The sequence below is a fragment of the Nereida ignava genome, from assembly GCF_047114695.1.
GTDB lineage: Bacteria > Pseudomonadota > Alphaproteobacteria > Rhodobacterales > Rhodobacteraceae > Nereida > Nereida ignava.
On the sequence record NZ_CP112885.1, the window covers coordinates 203,951 to 228,899 of the forward strand.

A 24,949-nucleotide genomic window follows, 5' to 3' on the forward strand; every position below is an offset into this window, starting at 1 on the left:
TTGTTGGTTAGGAGTTTGGTATGAGTTTTCACGAAGTGCAGTTTCCGGTTGGGTTAAGTTTTGGTGCCATTGGTGGACCAGAGAGGCGGACAGATGTTGTTACGCTCTCAAACGGATTTGAAGAGCGCAACACGCCTTGGGCCCACTCAAAGCGAAGGTATGATGCAGGGCTTGGTTTGCGCGCATTCACCGATGTTGAGGCTGTTGTAGCATTTTTTGAGGCGCGTTGCGGCCAATTATTTGCATTTCGTTGGAAGGATTGGGCTGATTACAAGTCATGTAGTGTTCAGGCCGAAGTGTCTGCCGTGGATCAAGATATTGCAGTTGGTGATGGTGTCGAAAAGCGCTTTCAATTGGTTAAAGTGTATAAGTCGGGCGAGCACCAATATGCGCGTCCAATTCAAAAGCCAGTTGATGGCAGTTTGATGGTTGCGCTTGATCAAGTTGAGCAAGTTGAAGGTGTTGATTTTGCTGCTGACTATACAAACGGCGTGATTTCATTTGTTGTAGCGCCCGAAGTTGGCGTTCAGATTTCTGCGGGTTTTGAATTTGATGTTCCCGCACGATTTGACAGTGATCAGATCATGACGTCGCTGTCGACGTTCCAGGCTGGCGATATTCCAGACATTCCTGTTGTGGAGGTTCGTGTATGAGCATCGACAGTGATTTTCATGAGCATCTGAAGAGTGGTTGCACAACAACATGCAGGGCGTGGGCCGTGACCCGTAAAGACGGCGTGCAACTTGGGTTTACGGATCATGACGGTGATCTGGAGTTCGACGGTATTAAGTTTCGTGCTGATACTGGAATGACGGCTCGGGCGGTTGAAAGCTCAACTGGTATGGCGGTGGATAACTCGGAAGCGGTTGGTGCGTTGAGCAGTGCTGCGATATCGGAACGTGATATTAAGTTTGGGCTCTATGATGATGCTGAGGTGCGAGCTTGGTGGTTGAACTGGGCAGATGCACGCCAGCGCCAGCTCGTTTTTTCGGGCACAATCGGTGAAATTGAGCGCAGCGAGGGTACTTTCCGTGCTGAGTTGCGCGGGTTGGCTGAACAGCTGAACCAGCCGCGTGGACGCGTATACCAAAAAGGGTGCTTGGCAAAGTTGGGCGCCCTTGAATGTGGGGTCGATCTTGAACATTTGGGCTACAACGCTGAGGGCGTAATTTCGAGCATCTCGGGAGAGACATCGTTTTCGGTTTCTATTGATGGGACGTTTGAAAAACGCTGGTTTGAGCGGGGTGCCCTTCATGTGTTGAGCGGTGAAGCAGCGGGTGCTCAGGTCAAGATCAAATCTGACAAACAAGTTGAGGGCACAGACGATCGGGATCTCCAGATCTGGAGTGCTGCGCGCCGTCGCCTAAGTATTGGCGACAGTGTTAAGCTATATGCAGGGTGTGACAAGCGGTTTGATACATGCCGCATTAAGTATCGGAACGATGCTAATTTTCAGGGCTTCCCTGATGTGCCTGGGGACGACTGGATGGTCACTGCCCCAACAAGTCGTAGCACTTTGAGCGGTGGAAGCAGACGATGAGTGCTGCGTTATTTGTAGCTCAGGCACGGCGTTGGATTGGAACGCCCTACGTTCATCAAGCAAGCGAAATGAACGCAGGTTGTGATTGTCTGGGGCTATTGCGCGGTGTGTGGCGCGACGTCTTTGGGTATTCGCCAGAGGTGCCGCCAGCTTATGCGTCTACGTGGTCTGAGGTAAGCGGTGACGAAGTGCTGTGGAGTGCATTGTTGCGGCATTTAGCGCCGTCTGAAACTGGCGTTGTTTTACTGTTCAGAATGCACTCAAACGCAGCTGCGAAACACGTTGGTATTTTATCTGCGTGGGGAGAGAACTCCACATTTATTCATTCGTATCAACATCATGGCGTCGTCGAGAGTCCGCTCAGTACACCGTGGAAACGGCGCGTTGTTGCGCGGTTTGATGTTCCCGTTTTTGGAGAGTTATGATGGCAACCCTAGTACTTTCAGCCGCTGGATTCGCGGCGGGCAATATGTTGGGCGGGACCGTTTTGGGTGTCTCATCGGCAGTCGCAGGGCGTTTTGCCGGTGCCACGATTGGGCGCGCGATTGATAGCCGCCTGTCAGGCGCGGGTAGTGCGCCTGTGGAGACGGGACGCATGGACCGATTGCGGTTAATGGGCACTAGTGAGGGTACCCCGGTTGCGCGCGTATATGGGCGGATGCGCGTGGCGGGGCAAGTCATCTGGGCTTCTCAGTTTCAAGAAACGACGCAGACAACTTCGCGAACTGGCAAGGGCATGCCGACACAACGCACAACGGCGTATAGCTATTCAGTTAGTATCGCTGTGGCTCTTTGTGAGGGCACAATCAATGGGATTGGGCGTATCTGGGCGGACGGCACGGAAGTTAATTTAACCCAACTCAACTACCGTGTTTATGATGGCTCGCCGGATCAACTGGCTGACCCGACGTTGGAGACGATCGAAGGCGCGGGGAATGTGCCTGCGTATCGCGGCACGGCGTATGTTGTGTTCGAGGATCTTGCGCTTGAGCAGTATGGAAACCGAGTTCCGAATTTCTCATTTGAAGTGTTTCGGTCGGGTCAGGGAGACGCCACCATCGCGGATGTTCCAGAGTTAGTTCGGGGCGTCGCCATGATGCCGGGAACCGGTGAATATGCGCTGGCCACGACGCCTGCATATGTGACGCGTGATGGCGCGACGGTTGCGGTGAATGAAAATACGCCCTCTGGCAAAAGCGACTTTGTTACCTCGGTTGATGGGCTTGCGCAGGAATTGCCAAAATGCGCATCGAGCCTGTTGGTTGTTTCGTGGTTTGGCAATGATTTGCGCGCAGGTGAATGCGAAATCTCACCACGTGCGGAGCCGAACGGAGCGGACGCAGAAGGCATTCCGTGGAACGTCAGTGGCTTGGATCGTGTGGCTGCAGGATCAGTTCCAGTGTTAGAAAATCGTGCGGTTTATGGTGGCACACCGTCCGATGCATCTGTGATTGAGGCTTTGCAGTATTTGCGCGCGCAAGGGCAACATACTGTTTTCTATCCATTTATCTTAATGGAGCAGCTATATGGCAATACGCTGCCTCATGGCGATGGAGAAATTGGCCAGCCCGAATTGCCGTGGCGCGGAAGGATATCTGCCAGCTCGGAACAAGCCGTATCTGACTTTTTCGGCACCTGTACGCTGAGCGATTTTTCCCCAACTGCGAACGGTGTTCACTACACAGGCCCGCTTGAACGTAGCTATCGCCGGTTCATTCTGCACTATGCTCACCTGTGCAAAGCTGCCGGTGGCGTTGATGCGTTCTGCGTAGGTTCGGAGATGCGGGAATTGACGCGTAGTTTGCCAGATGCGGGCTTTCCGGCAGTTGGTGCGCTCATTCGGTTGGTTCGTGACGTTAGGACCATTTTGGGATCTAATACCAAGATCAGCTATGCTGCTGATTGGTCGGAATATTGGGGATATCAGCCTGATGATGGCTCTGGCGACCGGTTGTTTCATCTTGATCCGCTTTGGGCTGATGGCGATGTAGATTTCATTGGGATTGATAATTATTTCCCGTCCGCTGATTGGCGGGATGGGCCGGACCATGCGGATGCGTCGTGGGGCAGCATTTACCACTTGGGGTATTTGCAATCCAATATTGAGGGCGGCGAGGGCTTTGACTGGTACTACAAAAGCCCAGAAGCACGAGACGCGCAAATCAGAACGCCGATTACTGACGGCGCTTATGATGAGCCGTGGGTGTACCGCTATAAAGACATTCGTGGGTTCTGGGAGAACTCTCATTTTGAACGTATCGGCGGGGTGCGATCAGAGGTGGCAACTGCATGGCAGCCGCGCTCAAAGCCGTTCTATTTCACCGAGATTGGATGTGCGGCAATCGATAAAGGGGCCAATCAGCCGAACCGGTTTCTTGATCCCAAATCATCTGAAAGTGCAGTGCCTCATTACTCGAACGGGCAGCGTGATGAGCTGATGCAAATGCAGTATCTGCGGGCCCATTTGTCATATTGGAATGACCCGGAGCGCAACCCTCACTCTGATCTATATGATGGGGCAATGGTTGATATGTCTAAGGCGCATGTGTGGGCTTGGGATGCGCGGCCGTTTCCGTTTTTTCCTGGCAACGCCGAGCTTTGGAGTGATGCGGCAAACTATGACAGAGGGCATTGGTTGAACGGGCGTAGTTCGGCGCGATCTCTGTCCTCTGTTGTGCGTGAAATTGCGAATAATGCTGGCATAACACAGGTAGATACCTCGGGTCTTTTTGGGTACGTCAGAGGCTACCTAGATAGCGGATCTGAGACAGGGCGCGCGGCGTTACAACCGTTGATTACGGCCTACGGTTTGGATGTGATTGATCGCGCTGGAACGCTGGTTTTTCAAATGCGAGACGGTCATCCAAATGATGCGATTGTGTTGGATGAACTGGTGGTATCAGATCAGAATAATGGTGGTCTTTCGAAGCTGCGCGGTAGCGGTGCTGACCTGATCAGTGATGTCCGATTTAGCTACGTTGAAGCGGATGCGGATTATGAAACTGGAACGGCGCAATCGACCTTGCCAGATGCGGGCAGGAATGTTGTTTCAAGCACAGAAATGTCGTTGGCTTTGACCGCGGGCGAGGCGCAAGGCATGGCTGACCGCTGGCTCTCAGAGGCGCATGCGAGCCAAGATAGCATTAGTTTTTCTGTCCCCCCGTCAATGGCACATTTAGGTGCAGGAGATGTGGTTCAAACGGATGATGGTGAGATAAAAACGCTCTACCGTATTGATAATGTTTCAAGATCTACGCATCTGATGATGGAAGGGACGCGAATTGATGCGGATGTTTATGCCCGTGCAGACCCTGCAACAGTGCCAATTGCCCTTCGTCCGTTTGTCGTGCCGAAGCCGGTTGCCGCGCAGTTTCTTGACCTGCCCATTATCCGTACGCAAACGCCAAATACCAGCCCGTTCATTGCAGTAAATGCGTCACCTTGGACGGGACCGGCTGATGTATTTATTGAGGTTGCCGATGAGGCTTTTGAACCGCAATTAGAGATCACCGAACAGGCGACATCTGGCACAACCGTAACCGCGTTGAATACCGGCCCATTTGGGGTAATCGACAGGACGGCTTTTGTTGATGTTGAGCTCACACACGGCGCGCTGTCATCTGTCAATCTAGACAGCCTTCTGTCCGGTCAAAATGTCTTTGCAATTGGTAGCGGCGATGTGGCCGTGTGGGAACTTTTTCAGGCGCAAAATGCGGTTCTAATTGGTCCCAAGATGTATCGTCTCTCGGGGCTAGTGCGCGGGCAGCAGGGGACAGATGCATTTGTTCCTGATACGTGGCCTGTTGGGAGCAAAGTCGTCTTACTTGATAGTGCTGTCAGCCAGCTTGAACTACCCGTAAATCAGCGCGGAGTAGAGCAGACCTATCGCGTGGGACCATCGGGCCGTGCAGCAAATGATGCCGCTTACCGTGAGCATAGTTTTGCAGTCGCGGGGGCAAGTCTTCGTCCGTATAGGCCTTGCCATTTGCAGGTGCAGCGAGGCGATAGCCTCATCGCTGCGCAGTGGATGAGGCGGACACGGATTGACGGAGATCATTGGGATGGATTTGATGTGCCCGTCGGTGAAATGAGCGAGCAATACTTGATAAGGTTGCGCGATGAAACTGGCGTGAAACTTGAACAAACGGTGATGAGCGTCACCGCTGTGCTTAATGAGCCGTTAAGTATCAGTGGTAATCTAATCTTTGAAGTAGCACAGCTTTCGGATCGTTATGGACCGGGACCATTTGCACAGATTGCCGTGTCTTAAGCGGGTATTTTGACTGTCATTACGTATACTTTTTTGGTTGGCGCTGCATATGTGCTAGGTTAGGGACAGGCGTGAAGGAGACCACCGATGGCAAATGTTCGCACTACAAACCGCAGCATCGACCCGATTTGGGAGCAGGTGCAAGAAGAAGCGCATCAAGCGATTGTTGATGAGCCGCTTTTGGGCGGATTGGTGCACAGCTCTTTGTTGCATCATGCGACTTTCGAGCGGGCTTTGTCCTATCGTTTGGCGTTGAAATTATCGTCCGGCGAGATGTCAGAGCAGTTGATTGCAGAGATCGCTGACGCTGCCTACGCCCGTAATCCGGCGTTGGGTTTGGCGGCGCGGGCTGACTTGGCCGCGGTCTATGATCGTGATCCGGCGTGTCACCGTCTGATGCAACCGCTGCTTTATTTCAAAGGATTTCAAGCAGTTCAGGCGCACCGTATTGCTAATGCGTTGTGGCGCGAAGGGCGCGCCGATCTTGCGTATTTCATTCAGATGCGGACCTCGGAAATGTTCGGAATTGATATTCACCCTGGGGCCACGATTGGTCAGGGGATCATGATTGACCATGCCCACTCTATCGTGATCGGTGAGACCGCAGTGGTGGGCGATAATGTGTCAATGTTGCACTCAGTAACCCTTGGCGGCACCGGTAAAGAAGATGATGACCGTCACCCAAAAATTGGCGACGGTGTGTTGATCGGGGCGGGCGCGCATGTGCTTGGAAACATCTCAATCGGGCAATGCTGCCGGATTGCCGCTGGATCTGTTGTGCTTGAAGATGTGCCACCGATGAAAACAGTCGCTGGTGTACCGGCGAAAATAGTTGGTGAGGCGGGGTGCTCTCAGCCATCAATTAGCATGGATCAATTGCTGAGTGGCTCAATGATTGAGTAGAGCTATACTTCAAAATTTATAAAGGCCGCTAAGGGATATCCCCTAGCGGCCTTTTTGTTTGGTACCAGTTAGTTAAGTGATGAAGCGTTACGCAAGCATCCCGACGGGATTTTCGAGGTTGTGCTTGATCGCGTTCAACAAGTTCGCACCAAGAGCCCCGTCAATGACACGGTGGTCAACTGACATTGTGGTGGACATAACGGTGGCGACTTTCAGCTCGCCGTCTGCGCCAACGACAGGTTTCTTTGCACCTGCACCCACCGCCAAAATGGCGGAGTGCGGTGGGTTGATGATGGCGTCGAAGTTGTCGATGCCGAACATACCCAAGTTGGAAATTGCAAAGCTACCGCCTTGATACTCGTGAGGCGCCAACTTGCGGTCACGCGCACGGGAGGCCATGTCTTTCATCTGCGTGGAAAGCGCAGAAAGTGACTTTTGATCGGCGTCTTGTAGCACAGGGGTGAAAAGCCCGCCCTCAATTGCCACTGCAACAGCAACGTCCGAACGTTCCATTTTGAGTGTTCTGTCACCGGCCCAAACTGCGTTTGCTTCAGGTACCTGTTGCAGTGCAAGTGCACAGGCTTTGATGATGAAGTCGTTTACGGACAGTTTGATGCCCCGAGGTTCTAGCGTTGCGTTGATCTCAGCGCGGAACTTCAAAAGCGCATCAAGCTCAATGTCGCGGCGCAGGTAGAAGTGCGGCACAGACTGCTTCGCCTCGGTCAGACGGGCGGCAATTGTTTTGCGCATGCCGTCCAATTTGACTTCCTCAAAAGCGCGGCCTTCATACATCGCGATGACCTGATCGGTGCTCGGGCCTTGTGCAATTGTAGCGGATTGGCTGCTTGCAATTGACGCTGGCGCAGAGGCAGTTTTTGGTGCCGCAGTGGCGTTTTCAACATCTGCTTTGATGATACGGCCGTGGGGTCCTGATCCGGTCATGGATGACAGATCGATACCTTTATCGGCTGCAATGCGCCGCGCGAGGGGCGTTGCAAACACGCGTTCGCCTTTGGCTGTCTGTGGTGCCGCGGGGGCGGGCGACGTTTGTTGTGGCGCTGACGGTGAGGCCTCTGTCTTTATGGCTGCGGCTTCGCTTGATGCGGCAGCAGGTGTCGCAACAGCGCTGTCAGCGTCTTCGCCTTCTTCTAGTAGAACCGCAATCGCTGTATTCACTTTGACACCTTCGGAGCCTTCGGCGACCAAGAGTTTGCCGATGACGCCTTCGTCCACGGCTTCAAACTCCATGGTCGCTTTGTCAGTTTCGATTTCGGCCAGCAAGTCACCGGAGGCAACAGTGTCACCTTCTTTGACAAGCCATTTTGCAAGTGTGCCTTCCTCCATCGTCGGAGAGAGCGCGGGCATTAGAATTTCAGTTGCCATATCTGCGGCTCCTTAACGGTAGGTGACTTGTTTAACGGCGGCGATGACCTCGTCTGTTGTGACAAGGGCAAGTTTTTCGAGGTTTGCGGCATATGGCATCGGTACGTCTTTACCTGTGCAGCTGATCACTGGCGCGTCGAGATAATCGAACGCGTGCTGCATGATCTGGCTGCCGATGTAGCTACCAACGCTGCCTTGGGGCCAACCTTCTTCGACGGTGACGCAGCGGTTTGTCTTACGCACGGACGCCAAGATGCTGTCCATATCCATCGGACGCAAAGTCCGCAGATCGATAACTTCCGCAGAGATACCTTCTTCGGCCAGCTTGTCTGCGGCCTCAAGAGCATATGTCATGCCGATACCAAATGAGACGATCGTCACATCGGTGCCTTCGCGCCAAATTCGTGCCTTACCGAACGGCACGGTGTAGTCGTCCATGTCTGGCACATCGAAGGACCGGCCGTAGAGAATTTCGTTCTCAAGGAATATCACGGGGTTCGGGTCACGGATTGCTGATTTCAGCAAACCTTTGGCGTCGGATGCGGAGTAGGGCATCGCAACTTTGAGACCAGGCACCTGCATATACCATGCGGCGTAGTCTTGTGAGTGCTGTGCGCCAACCCGTGCCGCAGCACCGTTTGGTCCGCGGAAAACCATCGGGGCGCCCATTTGACCGCCTGACATATAAAGTGTCTTTGCCGCGGAATTAATAAGATGATCAATGGCTTGCATGGCGAAGTTAAATGTCATGAACTCAACGATCGGGCGCAGGCCAGCCATTGCGGACCCTGTGGCGATGCCTGCAAAACCGTGCTCGGTGATGGGCGTGTCGATGACGCGTTTTGCGCCGAACTCATCCAACAGACCTTGGCTGATTTTATAAGCACCTTGGTACTCGGCGACTTCTTCGCCCATCAAAAAGACGCTTTCGTTGCCGCGCATTTCTTCGGCCATCGCATCACGTAGTGCTTCGCGGACGGTTTGCTGTTTCATTGGCGTGCCTTCGGGCCAATCTGGCGATGTGTCCGGAGCAGGGGCCGCTGGTGCGGCGGCAGTTGCTGGGACACTGCTGGCTTCAGGCGCAGCTGTCGCTTCGGCAGCCGGTGCCGCTGCGGCGCTAGCCGTGTCAGCGGCGGACGCGTCTTCACCTTCTTCCAGTAATACGGCAATTGCTGTGTTCACTTTGACACCTTCAGAGCCCTCAGAAATGAGGATTTTACCAATCACACCTTCGTCGACAGCTTCAAATTCCATCGTGGCTTTGTCGGTTTCGATCTCTGCCAAGATGTCACCGGAGGCAACTGTATCGCCTTCTTTGACGAGCCATTTGGCCAGCGTGCCTTCTTCCATGGTGGGCGAGAGGGCGGGCATCAGAATTTCGGTTGCCATAATTATACGTCCTCGCTTGCGTAGATATCTGTCCAAAGTTCGTCGACATGGGGCTCTGGGCTCTCTTTTGAGAACTCGGCCGCTTCGTTGACGATTGCTTTGATTTCTTTGTCGACTGCTTTCAACTCATCTTCTGAGGCGTGCTTACCAGTAAGCAGCATGTCGCGAATTTGTTCGATTGGATCGCGCTCGTCGCGCATTTTTTGGACCTCTTCGCGGGTCCGGTATTTTGCGGGATCAGACATGGAGTGACCACGGTAACGATATGTTTTCACTTCCAAAATGTAGGGGCCTTTGCCTGCGCGGCAGTGTGCAACGGCTTTCTCACCAGCAGCTTTAACAGCCAGAACATCCATACCGTCAACTTCTTCACCAGCGATGCCGTAGGCTTGTCCGCGCGCGAAATAGCTGGGTGATTTGGTTGAGCGTTGGGTCGAAGTACCCATGGCGTATTGGTTGTTTTCAATGACGAAAACTGCGGGAAGCTGCCACAGCTCGGCCATGTTGTAGGTTTCATACACTTGGCCTTGGTTCGCTGCACCGTCGCCGAAGTAGATGAAGGTAACGTTGTCATTGCCATTGTATTTGTCCGCGAAGGCAAGACCTGCACCAAGGGGAACTTGCGCTGCAACAATGCCGTGTCCGCCGTAGAAATGCTTTTCCTTAGAGAACATGTGCATTGAACCACCTTTGCCGCGGCTGTAACCACCTTCGCGACCAGTAAGTTCAGCCATGACACCTTTTGGATCCATGCCACAGGCCAGCATATGGCCGTGGTCACGATACGATGTGATGCGCTTGTCGCCTTCTTTTGCAGCCGCTTCCAAGCCCACAACAACGGCTTCTTGGCCGATGTAGAGGTGGCAGAAACCGCCAATCAGACCCATGCCATAAAGCTGACCTGCTTTTTCTTCAAAGCGGCGAATGAGTAGCATTTCACGGTAATGGTTAAGAAGCTCATCAGCTGAGACATTCGGTGTGGCTGGTTTCTTAGCGGCCATAAGGCTCCCTCCTTACACCCAAAGTCACGGGCGCAAACGCATATAGTTTAACATTAAACTATTTCTACATTAGGGGGTTTTGGAAATCAATAGGGGCAAAGTGGAGCAATCAAAAATGCGCGTGAATTCACTGTTAAGAAGTGAAAATCAGCGCGTACTACACTATGGACGACGTAGTTTTTTGCGAGGTCGGCTCGGTCGGCTTAGCGGATGACCATTTCGTCGCTGCGCACATATCCCAAAACATCACGGGCCTGCTCATCAAGCAGATCAAGGTCTAGGTAGGTGTCTGACAACCGACGAGTTTTGTTTTGCAACTCGGCCACATCTGCCAAAAGTGTGTCTAGTTCAGCCTGAAGAGTTGCGGCATCTGCCTCAATCTCGGCACGGCTAAAAATACCGTAATCGCCCTGAACGGCGGCAAATGTGAAATAAAAGCCAACAGCGCACATCACGACGAAATACACAATCGCACCGATAGAATGGCGTTTGCGGGTGTTGTATTTCATCGTTCTGCTGTGCCTCAGTTAGGTGCGCTCACTTTTCGGAGCACTTGGGATGACACTACAGGAGGCGATTCGCTGTGGGAATCCCTAAAATGGTTAATTGGGCTGAAAATTGCCGAAAAACCGTACCTTTTCGCTTATTTATCAGCTTTTGGAGCTTAGCCCGCGCAGGAGGCGTCAAAAATGCTGTCGATGGTCTGTCCAATCGTTGTGTTAAAATCGGCGTCGGTTTGGTCCGCGCTGAGACCTTCCGTAAGGGCGCGGCTGAATGAGGCGATGATACCGGTGTTGGCGCAAAGGCGCGTGTTGGCTTCTGTCCGTGCATAGCCGCCTGACAGGGCAACAACGCGCATGACGGCCTTGTGCTGAACCAGCGGTAGGTAGTGGTTGGCGGTTTCGGGCAGGGTGAGTTTCAGCATGACCTCCTGGCCATCGGGCAACACATCAAGTTCGGCTTTGATCGCGTCCAGCAGCATCGCTTCCGCTTCGGCTTTGTCCGCGATTGAGATCGTGACCTCTGGTTCAATGATTGGCACGAGGCCGTGGGACATGATCTGGCGCGCAATGGCGAATTGTTGTGCGACGACCGCTTTGATGCCGCTGGCGGAGGCGGCCGAGATGACAGACCGCATCTTGGTGCCGAACACGCCTTTTGCTACGGCGCGTTGACACAGTGCATCAAGGTTGGGAATGGGGCGCAGCAGTTGCACGCCATCGGCTTCGTCCTCAAGACCTTTGTCGCATTTAAGGAACGGCACAACGCGGTGGGTGTTCCACAGGTGCTCGGCAGTGGGTGTGCCGTCGACGTCGCGGTCCATTGTCATCTCAAACAAGATCGCGCCAATGACTTTGTCGCCGTGAAATGCAGGCGCGCGGATGATGCGGGCGCGCATGTCGTGGATCAGGTCATACATTTCGTCGTCGTTGGCGTAGGCGTTTTCCTCAACGCCGTAGAGCCGCAGCGCTTTGGGGGTGGAGCCGCCGGATTGATCCAGTGCTGCAATGAAGCCGGCACCGGTGCGGATTTGGGCGGTCATGTCAGGGTTGGTCATTGGGTCGTCCTTAGGCTGTGGGGCGCGAAATATCGCGGTTACCCCACCCTTAAGGCAGCGGTTTACGCATCGCAATTATGGTCGCGCTAACGGGTTGCGCTAACATGAACGCGGTGCGTAACGCATTGTAATTACGTGATCTGTTGTCGGTATTCGGGCGTGTGACGCAGGTGCATTTACTCCGCCATCAAAGCCGCAACACCGGGAAGGGTTTTACCTTCCATCCATTCCAAGAACGCACCGCCCGCGGTTGAGATATAGGTGAAATTATCCGCCGCACCCGCTTGGTTCAGGGCCGCAACCGTATCACCGCCACCCGCCACGGAAGTAAGCGTGCCTTCACGGGTCAGCCGTGCTGCGGTCTGTGCAGCAGCGTTTGTGGCCGCATCAAATGGCGCGATTTCGAATGCACCCAACGGGCCGTTCCAGATCAGCGTTTTCGCGTTTGCCAGCACAGCCTCAATGCGTGCAACCGCGTCAGGCCCCGCATCAAGGATCATCGCGTCAGCGGGGCAGGCATTGGCGGCGACCACGTCGTTTTCGGCGCCGGCTTTGAATTCACGGGCTACGACAACATCGCTTGGCAGCACAATCTCACAGCCTGTGGAGGCGGCCTTGTCCATGATCGCGCGGGCAGTGTCGGCCAAATCGTGTTCGCACAGGGATTTACCCACATCGATCCCTTGGGCCGCGAGGAATGTGTTTGCCATGCCCCCGCCAATCACAAGGTGGTCCACTTTCTCAATCAGGTTTGAGAGCAGGTCCAACTTTGTCGACACTTTTGCACCGCCAACCACAGCGACCACGGGGCGCTTGGGCGCACCCAAGGCAGCTTCAAGCGCGCCGAGCTCTTGCTGCATCAGACGACCCGCGCATGAGGGCAAAAGCGTTGCAACACCTGTCGTTGAGGCATGGGCACGGTGGGCGGCAGAGAAAGCATCATTGCAGAAAATATCGCCCAAAGTGGCCAAGAAAGTCGCCATTTCGGGGTTATTTGCTTCTTCCATGGCCGAAAAGCGCGTGTTTTCGACCAGGACGATGGCATCCATTGGCTGGGCGTCGATAAATTCGCGGGACGGGCGCTCAACAAAAGTGACGGGCGCGCCGAACGTGTCGGTGAGGGCAGGGACCAGCTGTTGTAATGACATCTCGGGAACAACTTTGCCTTTGGGTCGGCCAAAGTGGGCCAGCAAGATCGGACAGCCCCCTGCAGCACGAATATCGGCAATGGTGGGGGCGATGCGTTCGATGCGGCTGGCATCTGTGACACGGCCGTTTTCCATCGGCACGTTGATGTCTACGCGCACCAGAACCCGTTTGCCCGAAAGCGCCATGTCATCAAGTGTTTTCCAGCCCATATTTCTGCCCGTCCTGCGTTAAATTGGTGTTCGCGACCTCTAACGCGGGGGCTACCTGCTTGGCAATCCGATTGATCCGACCTAGGTTCCGCACAAACACAAAATGGAGAGACCCAATGGCCGAGATCAATGATCCCGAGAACACAATTTTGATGGAACTCAAAGGCGGCACCGTCACAATCGAGCTTTTGCCAGATGTAGCGCCAGAGCACACAGCCCGCATGAAAGAGCTCGCACGCAGCGGCCAGTACGACAACGTAGCGTTCCACCGTGTCATCGATGGCTTCATGGCGCAGACAGGCGACGTGGCGAACGGCAACATGGAAAAAGACTTCAACTTGGGCCGCGCAGGCACAGGCGGATCTGATTTGCCGGACCTTCCTGCCGAGTTTTCAAAACTGCCCCACGACCGCGGCACATTGGGTGCGGCGCGGTCTGCCAATCCGAACTCTGCCAACAGCCAGTTCTTCATCAACTTCAACGACAACCACTTTCTGAACGGTCAATACACTGTGTACGGCCGTGTGATTGAGGGCATGGACCATGTGGATGCGATCCAGCGTGGCGAGCCACCAGCAGAGCCTGACCGCATGATTTCGGTGAAAGTCGCGGCTGATGCGTAGTGCACTGGCAGCTTTGCTCCTCAGCGCCACGCCAGCATTTGGCGCGGGGCTTGAGATTGACATCGCTGGCGAAGCAAACGGGACAATCACGGTTGATTTGTTCGAACAATCTGCACCTATGCACGCGGAGCGGATCACAACCCTTGCGTCTGAGGGCGCGTATGATGACGTGGTGTTTCACCGTGTGATCCAAGGGTTCATGGCCCAAACCGGTGATGTAGAGCACGGCAAACTGGGCCAAGACATGCGCCGTGCGGGTATGGGCGGCAGCGATCTGCCTGATCTGCCGGCTGAGTTCAGTGATACCCTGAACTTTGACCGCGGTGTTGTTGGGATGGCGCGTTCGTCACAACCAAACTCTGCCAACAGCCAGTTTTTCATCATGTTTGCGCCTGCGCCGCATTTGAACGGGCAATACACTATTGTCGGTCAGGTTACGGGCGGCATGGACGTGGTTGATGCGATAAAGCTGGGGCGCGGTGCCAATGGTGCCGTGATCGGCGAGCCTGACCGTATGGTTGCGGTGCGCGTCACCGACTGAACCGCGCAGCTATCTGTAAGACATCAAGAGCGCCCCCGCACCGGATCACATATCTGGGCTGGGGCGTTTTTACGTGTACAGTCTAATTGTTCACGCCCGTCACAGATTTCAAAAGTTAATCGTGGATTACTTGGTGTCGGGGCTACTCATCACGGGGCGAAAGGACTAGGTTAGACCTATACGTTTTAGTGAAAAGAGACCCGATGCGCCGACTGACAAAAACCGCTGCCAATTTGAACGACGATCAGATCAGCGGGTGGCGCACAATCAAGCGCGTTGTCCCTTATCTTTGGCCCGCCGAACACCCTTGGGTGAAGCGGCGCGTGGTGGCGGCTCTGACGGTTTTGTTCATCGCCAAACTGGTCGCGGTCTATACGCCGCAGCTTTATAAACAAGCGGTTGACGCGCTGAGCGGCGACGGTGATGCAACAATGTTGGCAATGGGCGCCATTGGTCTGACAGTGGCTTACGGTGTGGCGCGGTTGATGAACGTGGGCTTTCAGCAGTTGCGCGATGTGATCTTTGCACGGGTTGGTCAGCGGGCGCTGCGGCAGCTGGCCCTTGAGACGTTCACGCACATTCACCGCCTTTCAATGCGCTATCACATCAGCCGCAAAACTGGCGGGCTTAGCCGGATCATCGAACGCGGTGTGAAGGGTGTTGAGTTTTTGCTGAGATTTTTGCTGTTCTCGATCGGCCCGCTTGTGTTGGAGCTGTTGTTGATCGGTGTCATTTTGGCGGTGCAGTTTAGCGTGTGGTATCTGGTGGTCGTGCTGGCGACGATCGTGCTTTACGTCATCTTTACGTTCCGCGTGACCGAGTGGCGCGTGCGCATTCGCAAAGTGATGAACGACCAAGATACGGACGCCAATCAAAAGGCGATCGACAGCCTGCTTAACTTTGAAACCGTGAAATATTTTGGTGCCGAGGCCCGTGAGGCTGAACGCTATGACGGGGCGATGCAAAAGTATGAGGCGGCAGCGCTTCAGACATCATATTCGCTGGCGTTTTTGAACTTTGGCCAATCGCTTATCATTACATCCGGCCTTGTGGGCGTGATGGTCATGGCCGCGTTTGGGGTGCAAAATGGGCAGATGACCGTGGGCGATTTCGTCTTGGTCAACGCCTATATGATCCAAATCACGATGCCTTTGAACTTCTTGGGCACCGTTTACCGTGAGATCCGTCAGGCCCTTGTGGATATGGGCGAGATGTTTGATCTGCTTGAAAGCCCTGCGGAAGTCCAAGACAAAAAAGGCGCGCGGGCGTTGGAGATCAAAGGCGGTGAGGTTGAGTTGGACAGTGTTGAGTTCGGCTATGATCCCGAGCGCCCCATCCTTAAGGGTGTCAGCATCAAAGCAGGTGCAGGCGAAACCATTGCCATCGTGGGCCCGTCTGGTTCTGGTAAATCAACCATTGGGCGGCTGCTGTTCCGCTTTTATGATGTGGGCGCTGGCGCGCTGCGCATTGACGGGCAAGATGTGCGTGATGTGACCCAAACAAGCCTGCACGATCAAATTGGCGTGGTGCCGCAAGACACGGTGCTTTTTAACGATACGGTGTATTATAACATTGCTTACGGCAATCCCGACGCGCCGCGCAGTCAAGTTGAAGCGGCGGCTAAAGCGGCCAAAATCCATGACTTCATCATGGCGCTTCCGGATGGTTACGAGACAACTGTAGGTGAGCGCGGTCTGAAATTGTCGGGTGGTGAAAAACAGCGGGTCGGCATTGCGCGCACGCTGTTGAAAGACCCACCGATTTTGCTGCTTGATGAGGCCACGTCCGCCCTTGATAGTGAGACAGAGCGCGACATTCAGGATGAGTTGAACGGGTTGGGACACGGGCGCACGGTCTTCACGATCGCGCATCGGTTGTCCACGATTACCCACGCCGATCAGATCATTGTGCTGGAAAACGGCCTTGTGGCCGAGCGCGGCACGTTCGACGAATTGCTTGCCGCGGGCGGGCGTTTTTCAGACATGTGGCATCGCCAGCAAAATGACGATGAAGAAGAGGCTTAGGTGACTTGGATGTTGGCGGCGCTGAGTGCGGCGGCGTCAACGTTTTGCAGAATTGCCAGAACTTGCGTTTCGTTCAGCAGGATTTGTGTGTCCGCACCGTCTTGGACAAAGCTGAGGTCCGCAAATTCTGAAGCCTCTGTGAAGCTGTTTTCGTTCGTGAACAGTGGGTTTGATCCGTCAGAAATATTTATCTGAAGGGCCTCAGTCGCGGGGTCAAAATCTGTGATGGTAGCGGCGGTTGATTTGGTGCTGGCCACTTGCAGTTGGAACGCGTCCACGCCTTCACCACCGGACACCGTATCGCCGTCATCGAACAGCATTTGGTCATCGCCAAGTCCGCCAAACCCCATGTCAGGTCGTACCTGAACGCCGTCAAACTGGGGCAGGAAATCATTGGTGTTGATCACATCGTTGCCCGTATCACCAAACAGCGTGTCTTGGCCGCCAAGGGATGTCAGGGTATCGTTGCCGCCTTGGCCGCGCACAAGATCATCTCCACCGTAGTCCGGATCATTTCGCCCGCCGATATCGCCAAAAAAGTCGTCACCGCGTCCTAGAAATACCTCGTCGTCACCGTCACCGGGGCTCACGTTGTCATTTCCGTCACCGCCGAAAATGATGTCGTTACTGGGGCCGGTTAAATCCACCACATCATCGCCGCCGCGCCCTTGGATCGTGACGTTTGTTGTAATGTCTACATCGGTGAAAACATTGGGCCCGTCGTCACCAATCAGCAAGGACGGTCGTGGCTGGCCGCTTTCGTCCGTGGTCTCGTCTGGGGCGTCTGGTGGTGTAGGCTCGGCGAAGTTAGTCGAGGAACTACCCCCATCAAGCAGGGCACCCAGACCAACGGCGACACAAATCGACAGCAATAAAACCATGAACACATCTCACTAATTACTCAGAACAGTAATTTTAGCGAAGATGGCTTGGCGTTCAATAACGTGAATGCAAAATCCGACCGAAAGCCCAAGCAGCGGTGTGATTGGCATCCACTGCTTGTGCTATTGTTTCTTATTCCGCGGCTTTAAGCGGCTCAACATCCGATTGTTGCGCCGAGGCTTCTGGATCACCCCAGATGATCTCGGGGTGTTTCACCTGTGAGGCTTCTTTGCGAAGCGCCCAATCCTGTGCCGCAACCGAGCCTTTGCCAAGTGACAGCTTGGCAAGCGCAAGGCCGATCCAACGCGCATAGGTCACAACCCAAACGCGCAGCGCAAGAAGCGACGGGGTGAACACAAGTGTCAGAACCGTCGCGATGCCAAGTCCAAAGACCACCGCCGTAGCAAGCTGCTTCCACCAAAGCGCCGTGGGGCTGTCGATGGAATAGCCGCCGCCGATGAAATCAAGGCTCAGGCCAAACATCATCGGCGCAAGGCCCGCCATCGTGGTGATTGTGGTCAGAAGCACGGGGCGGATACGGTCTTCGGCTGTGCGAATGATCGCCTCAATCCGTGGCATATAGCGGTTATATTCCTGATAGGTGTCGATAAGCACAATGTTGTTGTTCACCACGATCCCTGCCAAAGCCACGATGCCCGTACCGGTCATGATGATCGAGAACGCTTGATCCATAACCAGCATGCCAATCAGCACACCTGTGGTCGACAAAATCACCGCCAGCAGCACCAGTATCGAGTTATAAAAGCTGTTGAACTGCGCCAGCAAGATGATGAACATCAAGCCAAGCGCACCCGCAAAAGCCTGCATCAAGAACGCGCCACTTTCGGCCTGTTCTTCTTGGTCGCCTGCCCATTCCCACTCAAGGGCTGCGGGGAAGGGGGACGTGCTTTCGATCCAGTCCGTGATCAGGGTGATACGCTCGTTTGCATTAATTGGCGCGATCAGAACGTCGTCGTTCGCTTGCAACTCGTCCGCAGTGAAGCTGCCTGTGAGTGACAAAATGGCATAGCGCGTGTCGCCCTGTTGAAAGATTAGCTGGCCCGCAGGTGTTTCGGCGTCCGCCTCAAGCTCTCGCAGTATCGCTTGGGTCGTAACCGCATCAGAACCATCCGGCCCAGACGGTCCTTCAAGGGTCAGTTTTGCAAGGCCAGTTTCGACGTCTGCCTTCACATCATAGTGGCGTTTTTGGTCCACGCGGTCGATCTGACCCAGCTTGGCGACCGGCTTTACGGTTATGAAATTAGACAGCGGCACCAGACCTTCGGGGGTGCGTACACGCAGCGTGTCCAGCGTTGACATGACACGGTCTTTTTCGGGTAGGCGAACACGAATGTCGATTTCTTCATCGCTGCTGTCGACACGCATCTGGCCCAGCAAGATACCCCGCGTCACAAGCTGAACCATGCCGCCGACCGTCGCCACATTCGCGCCATAGCGACCGGCTTTTTCCACGTCCACATCAATCTGCCAGTCAAAACCGGGTAGGGGCAGGGTGTCTTCGATTAGTGTCAAGCCTGGGGTCGCTTCGAACTTGGCGCGCGCTGTCAGTGCTGCGTTTTTGAGCACATCAAGGTCATCGCCGCGGATACGCAAATGCAGTGGCTTACCTTGGGCCGGACCTTGGGCCAGCTCGGATATTTCGGCCTTAATCCCCGGTAATTTTGCAAGCTCTGCGCTGAGCTCATCAAGCACCAAGTTACCGTCCAGATCAGGACGATCAGCGCGGTCATCCCACGGGATCGTCTCAAGCTGGATACGCCCAATCGTATCGCGCGGGCCTTGTCCACCGCCGGGCCCGCCCGTGTCGAGCCCCCCTTCGCCTGCAAAGGCAAAAACGTTCACAACACCGGGGTGCGCCAACACGATTTCTTCAGCGGCACGGACGGCTGCGTCTTTTTCTTCAAGACTTAGATTGCCACGTGCGCGGACATATACGATGGCCTGCTCGGGCTCGGATTCCACAAAGAATTCAACGCCGTTATTGTTTGTCCCAAAGTAGGTAAATGTCCCCATCACAAACGCCATTACGGCTACAAGTGAGACCACTGGCATGATTGGATTGCCCACGATGAGGCGGATGAATTTGCCAAAAATTGTCCGTGTGCGTCCTGAGCTAACCCGCTTTTCACCCTGCAGGGGCGTTGCAGAGCCAACCGTGATCGACAGGGCAAATGCGCCAAGGCTAAAGAGGATACAGCCAATGATCGCGCCCAAGATACCGCCCGAGGGCACGATGTAGGACGTGTTCAATATCCCCATGACACCTGCAAACGTGAGCAGAATGGCGGGCACCACAAGGGCCAACCGCACGAGCCACGGTAAGTTATCGCGCAGCGCGTCAGAGGTTTTGCCAAAGACCCGTGTCATGCGGCCCGAAATGCCACCCACGACAGGCAAGTAAATCAGCGCCACGAGCAGTGATGCGGACAACACAAAAATCATCGTGACCGGCAACATGCCCATAAATTCACCTGGCACGCCCGGCCAGAATAGGAACGGCAAAAACGCGCAAAGCGTGGTGGCTGTTGAGGACACAATGGGCCAGAACATCCGCTTTGCGGCGTCCGTGTAGGCCTGCATGGGCGATGCGCCTTCGCTTAGGCGTTTGTCGCCGTATTCCACGACCACAATCGCGCCGTCCACCAACATACCAACCGCAAGGATCAAGCCGAACATCACAATGTTGGACACCGAAACCCCAAGCAAGGCCAGCAATACAAAACACAGCAAAAACGAAGTTGGAATGGCAAAGCCCACAAGCAGCGCAGGGCGCGGGCCAAGGGCGGCAAGCACCACAATCATCACCAACGCAATCGCCGTCAGAACGGAACTTTCAAGCTGGCTGACCATGCTGCCCACTTGACGTGACTGATCGTTGGAGAACCCCACTTGAATGGCGGCGCGCAACTCTGGCTCCCAGCTTTGACGCTCTTGCTCAACCAGTTCGCGAACCATGTTGGCAGTGTCGATAATATTGAAGCCTTTGCGTTTAACCACTTGCAGGGCCACGGTGTTCTCGGAATTAAAACGCGCAGTTCCGGCACGGTCTTCAAATGTGAGACGGATGTCCGTGAGATCCCCGAGCGTGATGACGCGGTCGCCGTTGGTTTTGACGGGCAAGCTGTAAATGTCTTGGGCTTCATCAAACGAGGAGGGGATTTTGATGCCGATTGAGGACGCGCTTGTGTCCACGTTTCCGGCGGCAACCAACAAATTGTTGTTGGCAACGACGTTGATCAATTCGTTCGCGGTGACGTTGTAGCTTTCCAGTTTTAGCGGGTCGATGACGACCTCAACCATCTCATCGCGCTGGCCCGACAAAGCCGCTTCAAGGACGGCGTCTTGGCCCTCGATCTTATCCTGCAAATCTTTCGCCACGCGCACCAACGTGCGTTCAGGTAAAGAGCCGGTCAGGTTTACAATAATGATCGGGAATTCAGAGAAGTTGATCTCTTCGATTTTGTATTTTTCAGCACCGTTAGGGAAATTGGCCTCAACGGTGTTCATCCGGTCGCGGACATCCGCAAGGATTTTCGGCTTGTCCCAGCCAAATTCAAATTCAAGCACCACGTTGGCGTAGTTTTCCACGGCTGTGCCAGTAATGCGTTTCAGCCCGTCGAAGTCCGAAAGTTCTGTCTCAATCGGTTTCACCAACAGCTTTTCACTGTCTTCCGCCGAGATACCGGGGAACGGCAGCGAGATCACAAGCGCAGGGATTTCAATGTCAGGCTCGCCCTCTTTGGGAAGGCTCACATAGGCAAAAGCCCCCACCGCGATTGAAAGCACGATGAAGGCAATAATCATCCGCGCCCGTGACGCGGCCCAATCTACCATTCCAACCATCAGTTCACTCCACGCATCGTCACATCAACGGGTACACCGTCGGTTACATATTCCTGGCCCACCACAATGACATCTGCTGTCGCCGGCAGCCCGTTGACCCACACGCCGTCCATGGTGTCGCGGATCAGACTGACGGGGACAAAGCGCGCGATACCGCCTTCGGCCACGCGCACCCCAAGGCGCCCTTGATCATCAAGTGTAAGCGCAGAGCCGGGCAACAAATGCGCATCAGCACCGTCGCTTGCGATGGCGATCTCAACAGTTTGGCCGTCACGGATGCTCAGGTCTGTGTTCGGCACTTTCAACTCAACCCGGAACGTACGGGTCAGCGGATCAGCGCTGCGCGACAGGAAAGTTACCCGTCCGCGAACTTCACGCTCACCTGTCAGGCGCGCGCCGCCAACGGCCCCCACAGTGATGCGGTCCACTTGGGTTTCAGGTACAAAGCCCACCAATTTGATCGGGTCTAGCTGGATCAAGGTCGCGCAAGCGGCCCCGGGTTGCAGCAACGCGCCAAGTTCGGCTGTGTCGCTTTCCAAAAGCCCTGCAAATGGTGCGCTGATGGTCAGTTTAGAGATTTCGCGTTCGGCGTTTTCAACGGCCGCTTGGGCAGATTGCACAGCGGCTTGGGCGGATTGCATGCCACCTTCGGCAGATTGAATGCCCGCTGTTGCGGATGTGACTGCGGCCAATGCGCTTTCCAGATTGGCTTGGGCGGCAGCAACGCGCGTGTCTGAGGCATAGCCGTCTGCGGCCAATGTGCGTGCAGCGTTTTGGTTGATCTTTGCTTCTTCAACCCGTGCCTCTGCTTCGCGCAGGCGGGCGCGCGCTTCGGGCAGGCGTGAGTTGGCGGATGGAAGGTTTGCTTTTGCTTCGGCCAAACGTGCAAGGGCTTCTGCAAGGCGTACCTGCGATGTTCCGGGGTTCAGCACGCACATTTCCGCACCTTTTTCGACGAACGCGCCTTTGCGCAGTGGCGTGTTGATCACAAGGCCAGATGTCTCAGAGCGGACGGTCAATTGGCGCACCGCTTCGGTTTGACCGCGAACAATCACAGCACTGTCGATTGTTTGTGCCACCGACGCCATCGCCACGACCGAGACCCGCTGAACCGCATCCGATGTGTCCGTTGCCTCCATCGCAGCGCCGGAATTCTGGGCAATTGCCATCAGCGCGTCGCGTTCAAACACCAATCCATAGAGGAACGCAGATACGAGCAGAGCAGTTAAAATCGGGAAAATCTTCATGGGTCAGGTCAGCCTATTCATCGCTTTGCGCGCACAACTGCGCGGTAGTCAGCTACATATGCCTATCCTACGTAATACTAAACCATTTAGTTCAAAAATGTTTTGAACAGCCTGACATTTTGGGCATTTCCGAGCGAACTGGCGCGGAATTGAGCACTTTTGCCCATGGCACTTGAACCAGAACTACGGTAATTCATAAAACAACAGGCACAGACAGTGATAAAGGCCGCTTTAATATGTCCAATACCGATAGTTTTGTCGAAGAAGTCACCGATGAGTTGCGCAATGACCAACTGTTTGCCGCCATGCGCAAATACGGCTGGATTGCTGCGGTTGCAGTGGTTGCGATTGTAGGCGGTGCGTCTTGGAATGAATATAGCAAAGCGCAGGCCGCCAAAGTAGCGCAGGCCAAAGGGGATGCGTTACTGAGCGCGCTGACGGCCGAAGACCCTGCGGCGTCTGTTGCGGCCCTTGGTGGGTTAGAGGCGCAAAGTGCAGCCTCAACACTTCTGCTTGCGGATGCGCATGTGCAAAACGGTGATACTTCTGCGGCAATTGCGGCATATGACACGTTGGCTACATCGGCTGATGCACTTCCTGTTTACCGTCAGTTGGCCCAGTACAAAACGCTGATGTTGCGCGGCTCTGAGACAAGTGCGGATGAACGCCGTATGGGGTTTGAAACGCTTGCCACACCCGGCGCGCCGTTTCGTTTGCTGGCCGAAGAGCAGCTTGGATTTTTGGACGTAGAGGCGGGCAACACCAACGCCGCGCTTGAGCGGTTTGAGCGTATCATTGCGGACGGTGAAACATCTGCGGCCTTGCGTCGTCGAGCATCACAAGCAATTGTTGCGTTGGGTGGCTCGCTCGATGGTGCGGTAAGCGAAAGCTAAGTGCTGGTGCTACGATCTGCGATAGGGATCTGAACAGTCGCAAAGCGTTCGCCCAAAATATGAGACACGTGACCAAAAGGGGCACACCACAAGATGACACGATCAATGGTGAGTAAAAAAGCGATATTGGCCCTTGGGTTGAGCGCGTTTGTAGTCAGTGGCTGTGGTGACCGTGAGTTGATCTTGGAAGGTGAGCGGCTTGATTTGCGCGCTGATTTAAGTGCGCCCGATACAGCCGTAGATGCCGGTGATGCGGCGGAGCAAGCAGATGCACCGCGGGCTTTATTGCTTCGCGCACCTGTTGTGAATGATGCGTGGACCCACCGGTTTGGCAGTGCGCGGCACCAAATTAACCATCCGGCCTTAGGGGCAGATCTATCCCTGGCGTGGAGCGCCAACATCGGACAAGGCGATACGCGCAAACAGCGCATTACGGCCGATCCCGTTGTGGCAGGTAAGACCATTTTTACCCTTGATAGTGCCGCGACTGTGACTGCCACCTCAAGCAATGGCGCGGCCCTTTGGCAGCGTGATTTGACACCAGCGTCTGAACGCAGTGGTGACGCATCGGGCGGCGGGTTGGCCGTGGCGCGTGATACTCTTTTTGTGACCACGGGTTTTGGTGCGCTTACTGCGATTGATGTTGCTACCGGCGAAATCCGTTGGAGCCAAGACCTTGACGCGCCGACATCTGGCGCGCCCACAGTGGCTGACGGAATTGTTTACGTGATCGCGGGCAATGCCGTTGCATGGGCCGTTGATGCCAAAAATGGCCGCGTGAAATGGACCCAATCTGGCCTTCCAAGCGGCTCGGATGTTGTGGGTGGGGCTGCACCGGTCGTTGCTGGTGATCTGGCGGTATTTGCGTTTTCAAACGGCGATGTGCGCGCCACGTTCAAGCGCGGCGGTATTCGGCGGTGGGACACGTCTTTGTCAGGCGAGCGTAAGGGCCGCTCATACGCGACAGTTAAGGACGTAACCTCTGATCCTGTGGTCTCCGAAGGGCGCATTTATCTGGCGACCCAATCTGGCCGTATGGCGGCTTTGGATGCACAAAACGGCGAGCGTCTGTGGACCGCAACGGAAGGGGCGTTGTCCCCCGTCTGGCCCGCAGGAGATTCGATTTTCTTCGTGTCTGACCAAGCAGAGCTACTGCGCGTCGATGCACAAACCGGTGAGCGGATTTGGGGTGTGGATTTGCCATATTTTGAAAAAGAGCGTGACCGCCGAAAAAAGGCTGTGTTTTCGCATTACGGACCAATTATTGCGGGTGGTCGCCTGATCGTGGCATCCAACGACGGCACAATGCGCAGTTTTGATCCTACAACGGGAGAGGCTTTGGGGGTCGTTTCGATCCCCGGTGGTGCCACGACCAATCCGGCTGTGGCCAATGAAATGCTCTATGTTGTTTCGACCGGCGGTAAACTGCACGCTTTCCGTTAGCGCCAAGGTGGTGTATCGCCGCCTTTCAAT

At 54.9% G+C, this 24,949-nt stretch carries 19 protein-coding genes; 10 read left to right on the forward strand and 9 right to left on the reverse strand.

Annotated features, from left to right (window positions below; all coding sequences use genetic code 11):
- Nucleotides 1-20 precede the first annotated feature (20 nt).
- The 5 genes from OLX08_RS01000 (at nucleotide 21) to cysE (ending at nucleotide 6,713) form a co-directional block, all read left to right on the forward strand.
- A complete protein-coding gene (locus OLX08_RS01000; protein WP_391481916.1) occupies nucleotides 21-653 on the forward strand; it encodes a TIGR02217 family protein in 633 nt (210 codons plus the stop codon).
- Nucleotides 650-1,540, forward strand: a complete 891-nt coding sequence (locus OLX08_RS01005; RefSeq protein ID WP_391481918.1) for a DUF2163 domain-containing protein — start codon at nucleotides 650-652, stop codon at nucleotides 1,538-1,540. Before OLX08_RS01000 ends, OLX08_RS01005 begins: the two co-directional genes overlap by 4 nt.
- Nucleotides 1,537-1,965 carry an NlpC/P60 family protein gene (locus tag OLX08_RS01010; protein WP_391481920.1) on the forward strand — a complete coding sequence of 143 codons (429 nt, stop codon included), beginning with the start codon at nucleotides 1,537-1,539 and terminating at the stop codon, nucleotides 1,963-1,965. Before OLX08_RS01005 ends, OLX08_RS01010 begins: the two co-directional genes overlap by 4 nt.
- Complete coding sequence (locus OLX08_RS01015; RefSeq protein ID WP_412535659.1) at nucleotides 1,965-5,810, forward strand: glycoside hydrolase/phage tail family protein; 3,846 nt, start codon at nucleotides 1,965-1,967, stop codon at nucleotides 5,808-5,810. Before OLX08_RS01010 ends, OLX08_RS01015 begins: the two co-directional genes overlap by 1 nt.
- An 87-nt stretch (nucleotides 5,811-5,897) precedes the next feature.
- Nucleotides 5,898-6,713, forward strand: coding sequence for a serine O-acetyltransferase (gene cysE, locus OLX08_RS01020; RefSeq protein ID WP_391481924.1), 816 nt, complete (start codon nucleotides 5,898-5,900; stop codon nucleotides 6,711-6,713).
- A gap of 87 nt (nucleotides 6,714-6,800) precedes the next feature.
- Here cysE and OLX08_RS01025 read toward each other — a convergent pair whose 3' ends face one another.
- The 6 genes from OLX08_RS01025 to OLX08_RS01050 form a co-directional block, all read right to left on the reverse strand.
- Nucleotides 6,801-8,096 (reverse strand): pyruvate dehydrogenase complex dihydrolipoamide acetyltransferase, encoded by a 1,296-nt coding sequence (locus OLX08_RS01025; RefSeq protein WP_391481925.1) that lies wholly within the window; start codon nucleotides 8,094-8,096, stop codon nucleotides 6,801-6,803.
- 12 nt (nucleotides 8,097-8,108) lie between these two features.
- The gene (locus OLX08_RS01030) at nucleotides 8,109-9,485 is read right to left on the reverse strand and encodes a pyruvate dehydrogenase complex E1 component subunit beta (protein WP_391481926.1); all 1,377 of its coding nucleotides are present in this window, start codon (nucleotides 9,483-9,485) and stop codon (nucleotides 8,109-8,111) included.
- A gap of 2 nt (nucleotides 9,486-9,487) precedes the next feature.
- Nucleotides 9,488-10,486, reverse strand: a complete 999-nt coding sequence (gene pdhA, locus OLX08_RS01035) for a pyruvate dehydrogenase (acetyl-transferring) E1 component subunit alpha (RefSeq protein WP_048597425.1) — start codon at nucleotides 10,484-10,486, stop codon at nucleotides 9,488-9,490.
- A gap of 203 nt (nucleotides 10,487-10,689) precedes the next feature.
- Nucleotides 10,690-10,995 (reverse strand): FtsB family cell division protein, encoded by a 306-nt coding sequence (locus tag OLX08_RS01040; RefSeq protein ID WP_048597426.1) that lies wholly within the window; start codon nucleotides 10,993-10,995, stop codon nucleotides 10,690-10,692.
- A gap of 155 nt (nucleotides 10,996-11,150) precedes the next feature.
- Nucleotides 11,151-12,044, reverse strand: coding sequence for a fructose bisphosphate aldolase (locus tag OLX08_RS01045; RefSeq protein WP_391481928.1), 894 nt, complete (start codon nucleotides 12,042-12,044; stop codon nucleotides 11,151-11,153).
- Between the two features lie 176 nt (nucleotides 12,045-12,220).
- On the reverse strand, nucleotides 12,221-13,402 hold the full coding sequence (locus OLX08_RS01050) for a phosphoglycerate kinase (protein WP_391481930.1): 1,182 nt from the start codon (nucleotides 13,400-13,402) through the stop codon (nucleotides 12,221-12,223).
- A 116-nt stretch (nucleotides 13,403-13,518) separates the two neighbouring features.
- Here OLX08_RS01050 and OLX08_RS01055 point away from each other — a divergent pair, with 116 nt between their 5' ends.
- The 3 genes from OLX08_RS01055 to OLX08_RS01065 all read left to right on the forward strand — a co-directional run bounded on the left by OLX08_RS01055 (nucleotide 13,519) and on the right by OLX08_RS01065 (nucleotide 16,590).
- The gene (locus OLX08_RS01055; RefSeq protein ID WP_341246686.1) at nucleotides 13,519-14,025 is read left to right on the forward strand and encodes a peptidylprolyl isomerase; all 507 of its coding nucleotides are present in this window, start codon (nucleotides 13,519-13,521) and stop codon (nucleotides 14,023-14,025) included.
- A complete protein-coding gene (locus tag OLX08_RS01060; RefSeq protein WP_391481932.1) occupies nucleotides 14,018-14,566 on the forward strand; it encodes a peptidylprolyl isomerase in 549 nt (182 codons plus the stop codon). The genes OLX08_RS01055 and OLX08_RS01060 overlap by 8 nt, the downstream gene beginning before the upstream one ends.
- A gap of 203 nt (nucleotides 14,567-14,769) precedes the next feature.
- Complete coding sequence (locus tag OLX08_RS01065) at nucleotides 14,770-16,590, forward strand: ABCB family ABC transporter ATP-binding protein/permease (RefSeq protein ID WP_391481934.1); 1,821 nt, start codon at nucleotides 14,770-14,772, stop codon at nucleotides 16,588-16,590.
- On the opposite strand, the gene OLX08_RS01070 is transcribed toward OLX08_RS01065, so the two are convergent.
- From OLX08_RS01070 to OLX08_RS01080, 3 genes are all read right to left on the reverse strand, one after another.
- Nucleotides 16,587-17,471 (reverse strand): calcium-binding protein, encoded by an 885-nt coding sequence (locus tag OLX08_RS01070; RefSeq protein WP_391481936.1) that lies wholly within the window; start codon nucleotides 17,469-17,471, stop codon nucleotides 16,587-16,589. The genes OLX08_RS01065 and OLX08_RS01070 overlap by 4 nt on opposite strands.
- A gap of 133 nt (nucleotides 17,472-17,604) precedes the next feature.
- On the reverse strand, nucleotides 17,605-21,336 hold the full coding sequence (locus OLX08_RS01075) for an efflux RND transporter permease subunit (RefSeq protein ID WP_391481938.1): 3,732 nt from the start codon (nucleotides 21,334-21,336) through the stop codon (nucleotides 17,605-17,607).
- Complete coding sequence (locus tag OLX08_RS01080; protein ID WP_391481940.1) at nucleotides 21,336-22,583, reverse strand: efflux RND transporter periplasmic adaptor subunit; 1,248 nt, start codon at nucleotides 22,581-22,583, stop codon at nucleotides 21,336-21,338. Before OLX08_RS01080 ends, OLX08_RS01075 begins: the two co-directional genes overlap by 1 nt.
- A gap of 236 nt (nucleotides 22,584-22,819) precedes the next feature.
- Between OLX08_RS01080 and OLX08_RS01085 the strand changes: the two genes are divergently transcribed.
- A complete protein-coding gene (locus OLX08_RS01085) occupies nucleotides 22,820-23,476 on the forward strand; it encodes a hypothetical protein (protein ID WP_391481941.1) in 657 nt (218 codons plus the stop codon).
- A 93-nt stretch (nucleotides 23,477-23,569) separates the two neighbouring features.
- Nucleotides 23,570-24,919 (forward strand): PQQ-like beta-propeller repeat protein, encoded by a 1,350-nt coding sequence (locus OLX08_RS01090; RefSeq protein ID WP_391481943.1) that lies wholly within the window; start codon nucleotides 23,570-23,572, stop codon nucleotides 24,917-24,919.
- Nucleotides 24,920-24,949 lie beyond the last annotated feature (30 nt).

Coding starts and splice junctions, on each gene's coding strand:
- OLX08_RS01050 (WP_391481930.1), bottom strand. CDS start 13,402: ATGGGCTGGAAAACACTTGATGACATGGCGCTTTCGGGCAAACGGGTT.
- OLX08_RS01075 (WP_391481938.1), bottom strand. CDS start 21,336: ATGGTTGGAATGGTAGATTGGGCCGCGTCACGGGCGCGGATGATTATT.
- OLX08_RS01080 (WP_391481940.1), bottom strand. CDS start 22,583: ATGAAGATTTTCCCGATTTTAACTGCTCTGCTCGTATCTGCGTTCCTC.
- pdhA (WP_048597425.1), bottom strand. CDS start 10,486: ATGGCCGCTAAGAAACCAGCCACACCGAATGTCTCAGCTGATGAGCTT.
- OLX08_RS01010 (WP_391481920.1), top strand. CDS start 1,537: ATGAGTGCTGCGTTATTTGTAGCTCAGGCACGGCGTTGGATTGGAACG.
- OLX08_RS01030 (WP_391481926.1), bottom strand. CDS start 9,485: ATGGCAACCGAAATTCTGATGCCCGCCCTCTCGCCCACCATGGAAGAA.
- OLX08_RS01025 (WP_391481925.1), bottom strand. CDS start 8,096: ATGGCAACTGAAATTCTAATGCCCGCGCTCTCTCCGACGATGGAGGAA.
- OLX08_RS01005 (WP_391481918.1), top strand. CDS start 650: ATGAGCATCGACAGTGATTTTCATGAGCATCTGAAGAGTGGTTGCACA.
- cysE (WP_391481924.1), top strand. CDS start 5,898: ATGGCAAATGTTCGCACTACAAACCGCAGCATCGACCCGATTTGGGAG.
- OLX08_RS01085 (WP_391481941.1), top strand. CDS start 22,820: ATGTCCAATACCGATAGTTTTGTCGAAGAAGTCACCGATGAGTTGCGC.
- OLX08_RS01040 (WP_048597426.1), bottom strand. CDS start 10,995: ATGAAATACAACACCCGCAAACGCCATTCTATCGGTGCGATTGTGTAT.
- OLX08_RS01015 (WP_412535659.1), top strand. CDS start 1,965: ATGGCAACCCTAGTACTTTCAGCCGCTGGATTCGCGGCGGGCAATATG.
- OLX08_RS01090 (WP_391481943.1), top strand. CDS start 23,570: ATGACACGATCAATGGTGAGTAAAAAAGCGATATTGGCCCTTGGGTTG.
- OLX08_RS01065 (WP_391481934.1), top strand. CDS start 14,770: ATGCGCCGACTGACAAAAACCGCTGCCAATTTGAACGACGATCAGATC.
- OLX08_RS01070 (WP_391481936.1), bottom strand. CDS start 17,471: ATGGTTTTATTGCTGTCGATTTGTGTCGCCGTTGGTCTGGGTGCCCTG.
- OLX08_RS01060 (WP_391481932.1), top strand. CDS start 14,018: ATGCGTAGTGCACTGGCAGCTTTGCTCCTCAGCGCCACGCCAGCATTT.
- OLX08_RS01000 (WP_391481916.1), top strand. CDS start 21: ATGAGTTTTCACGAAGTGCAGTTTCCGGTTGGGTTAAGTTTTGGTGCC.
- OLX08_RS01045 (WP_391481928.1), bottom strand. CDS start 12,044: ATGACCAACCCTGACATGACCGCCCAAATCCGCACCGGTGCCGGCTTC.
- OLX08_RS01055 (WP_341246686.1), top strand. CDS start 13,519: ATGGCCGAGATCAATGATCCCGAGAACACAATTTTGATGGAACTCAAA.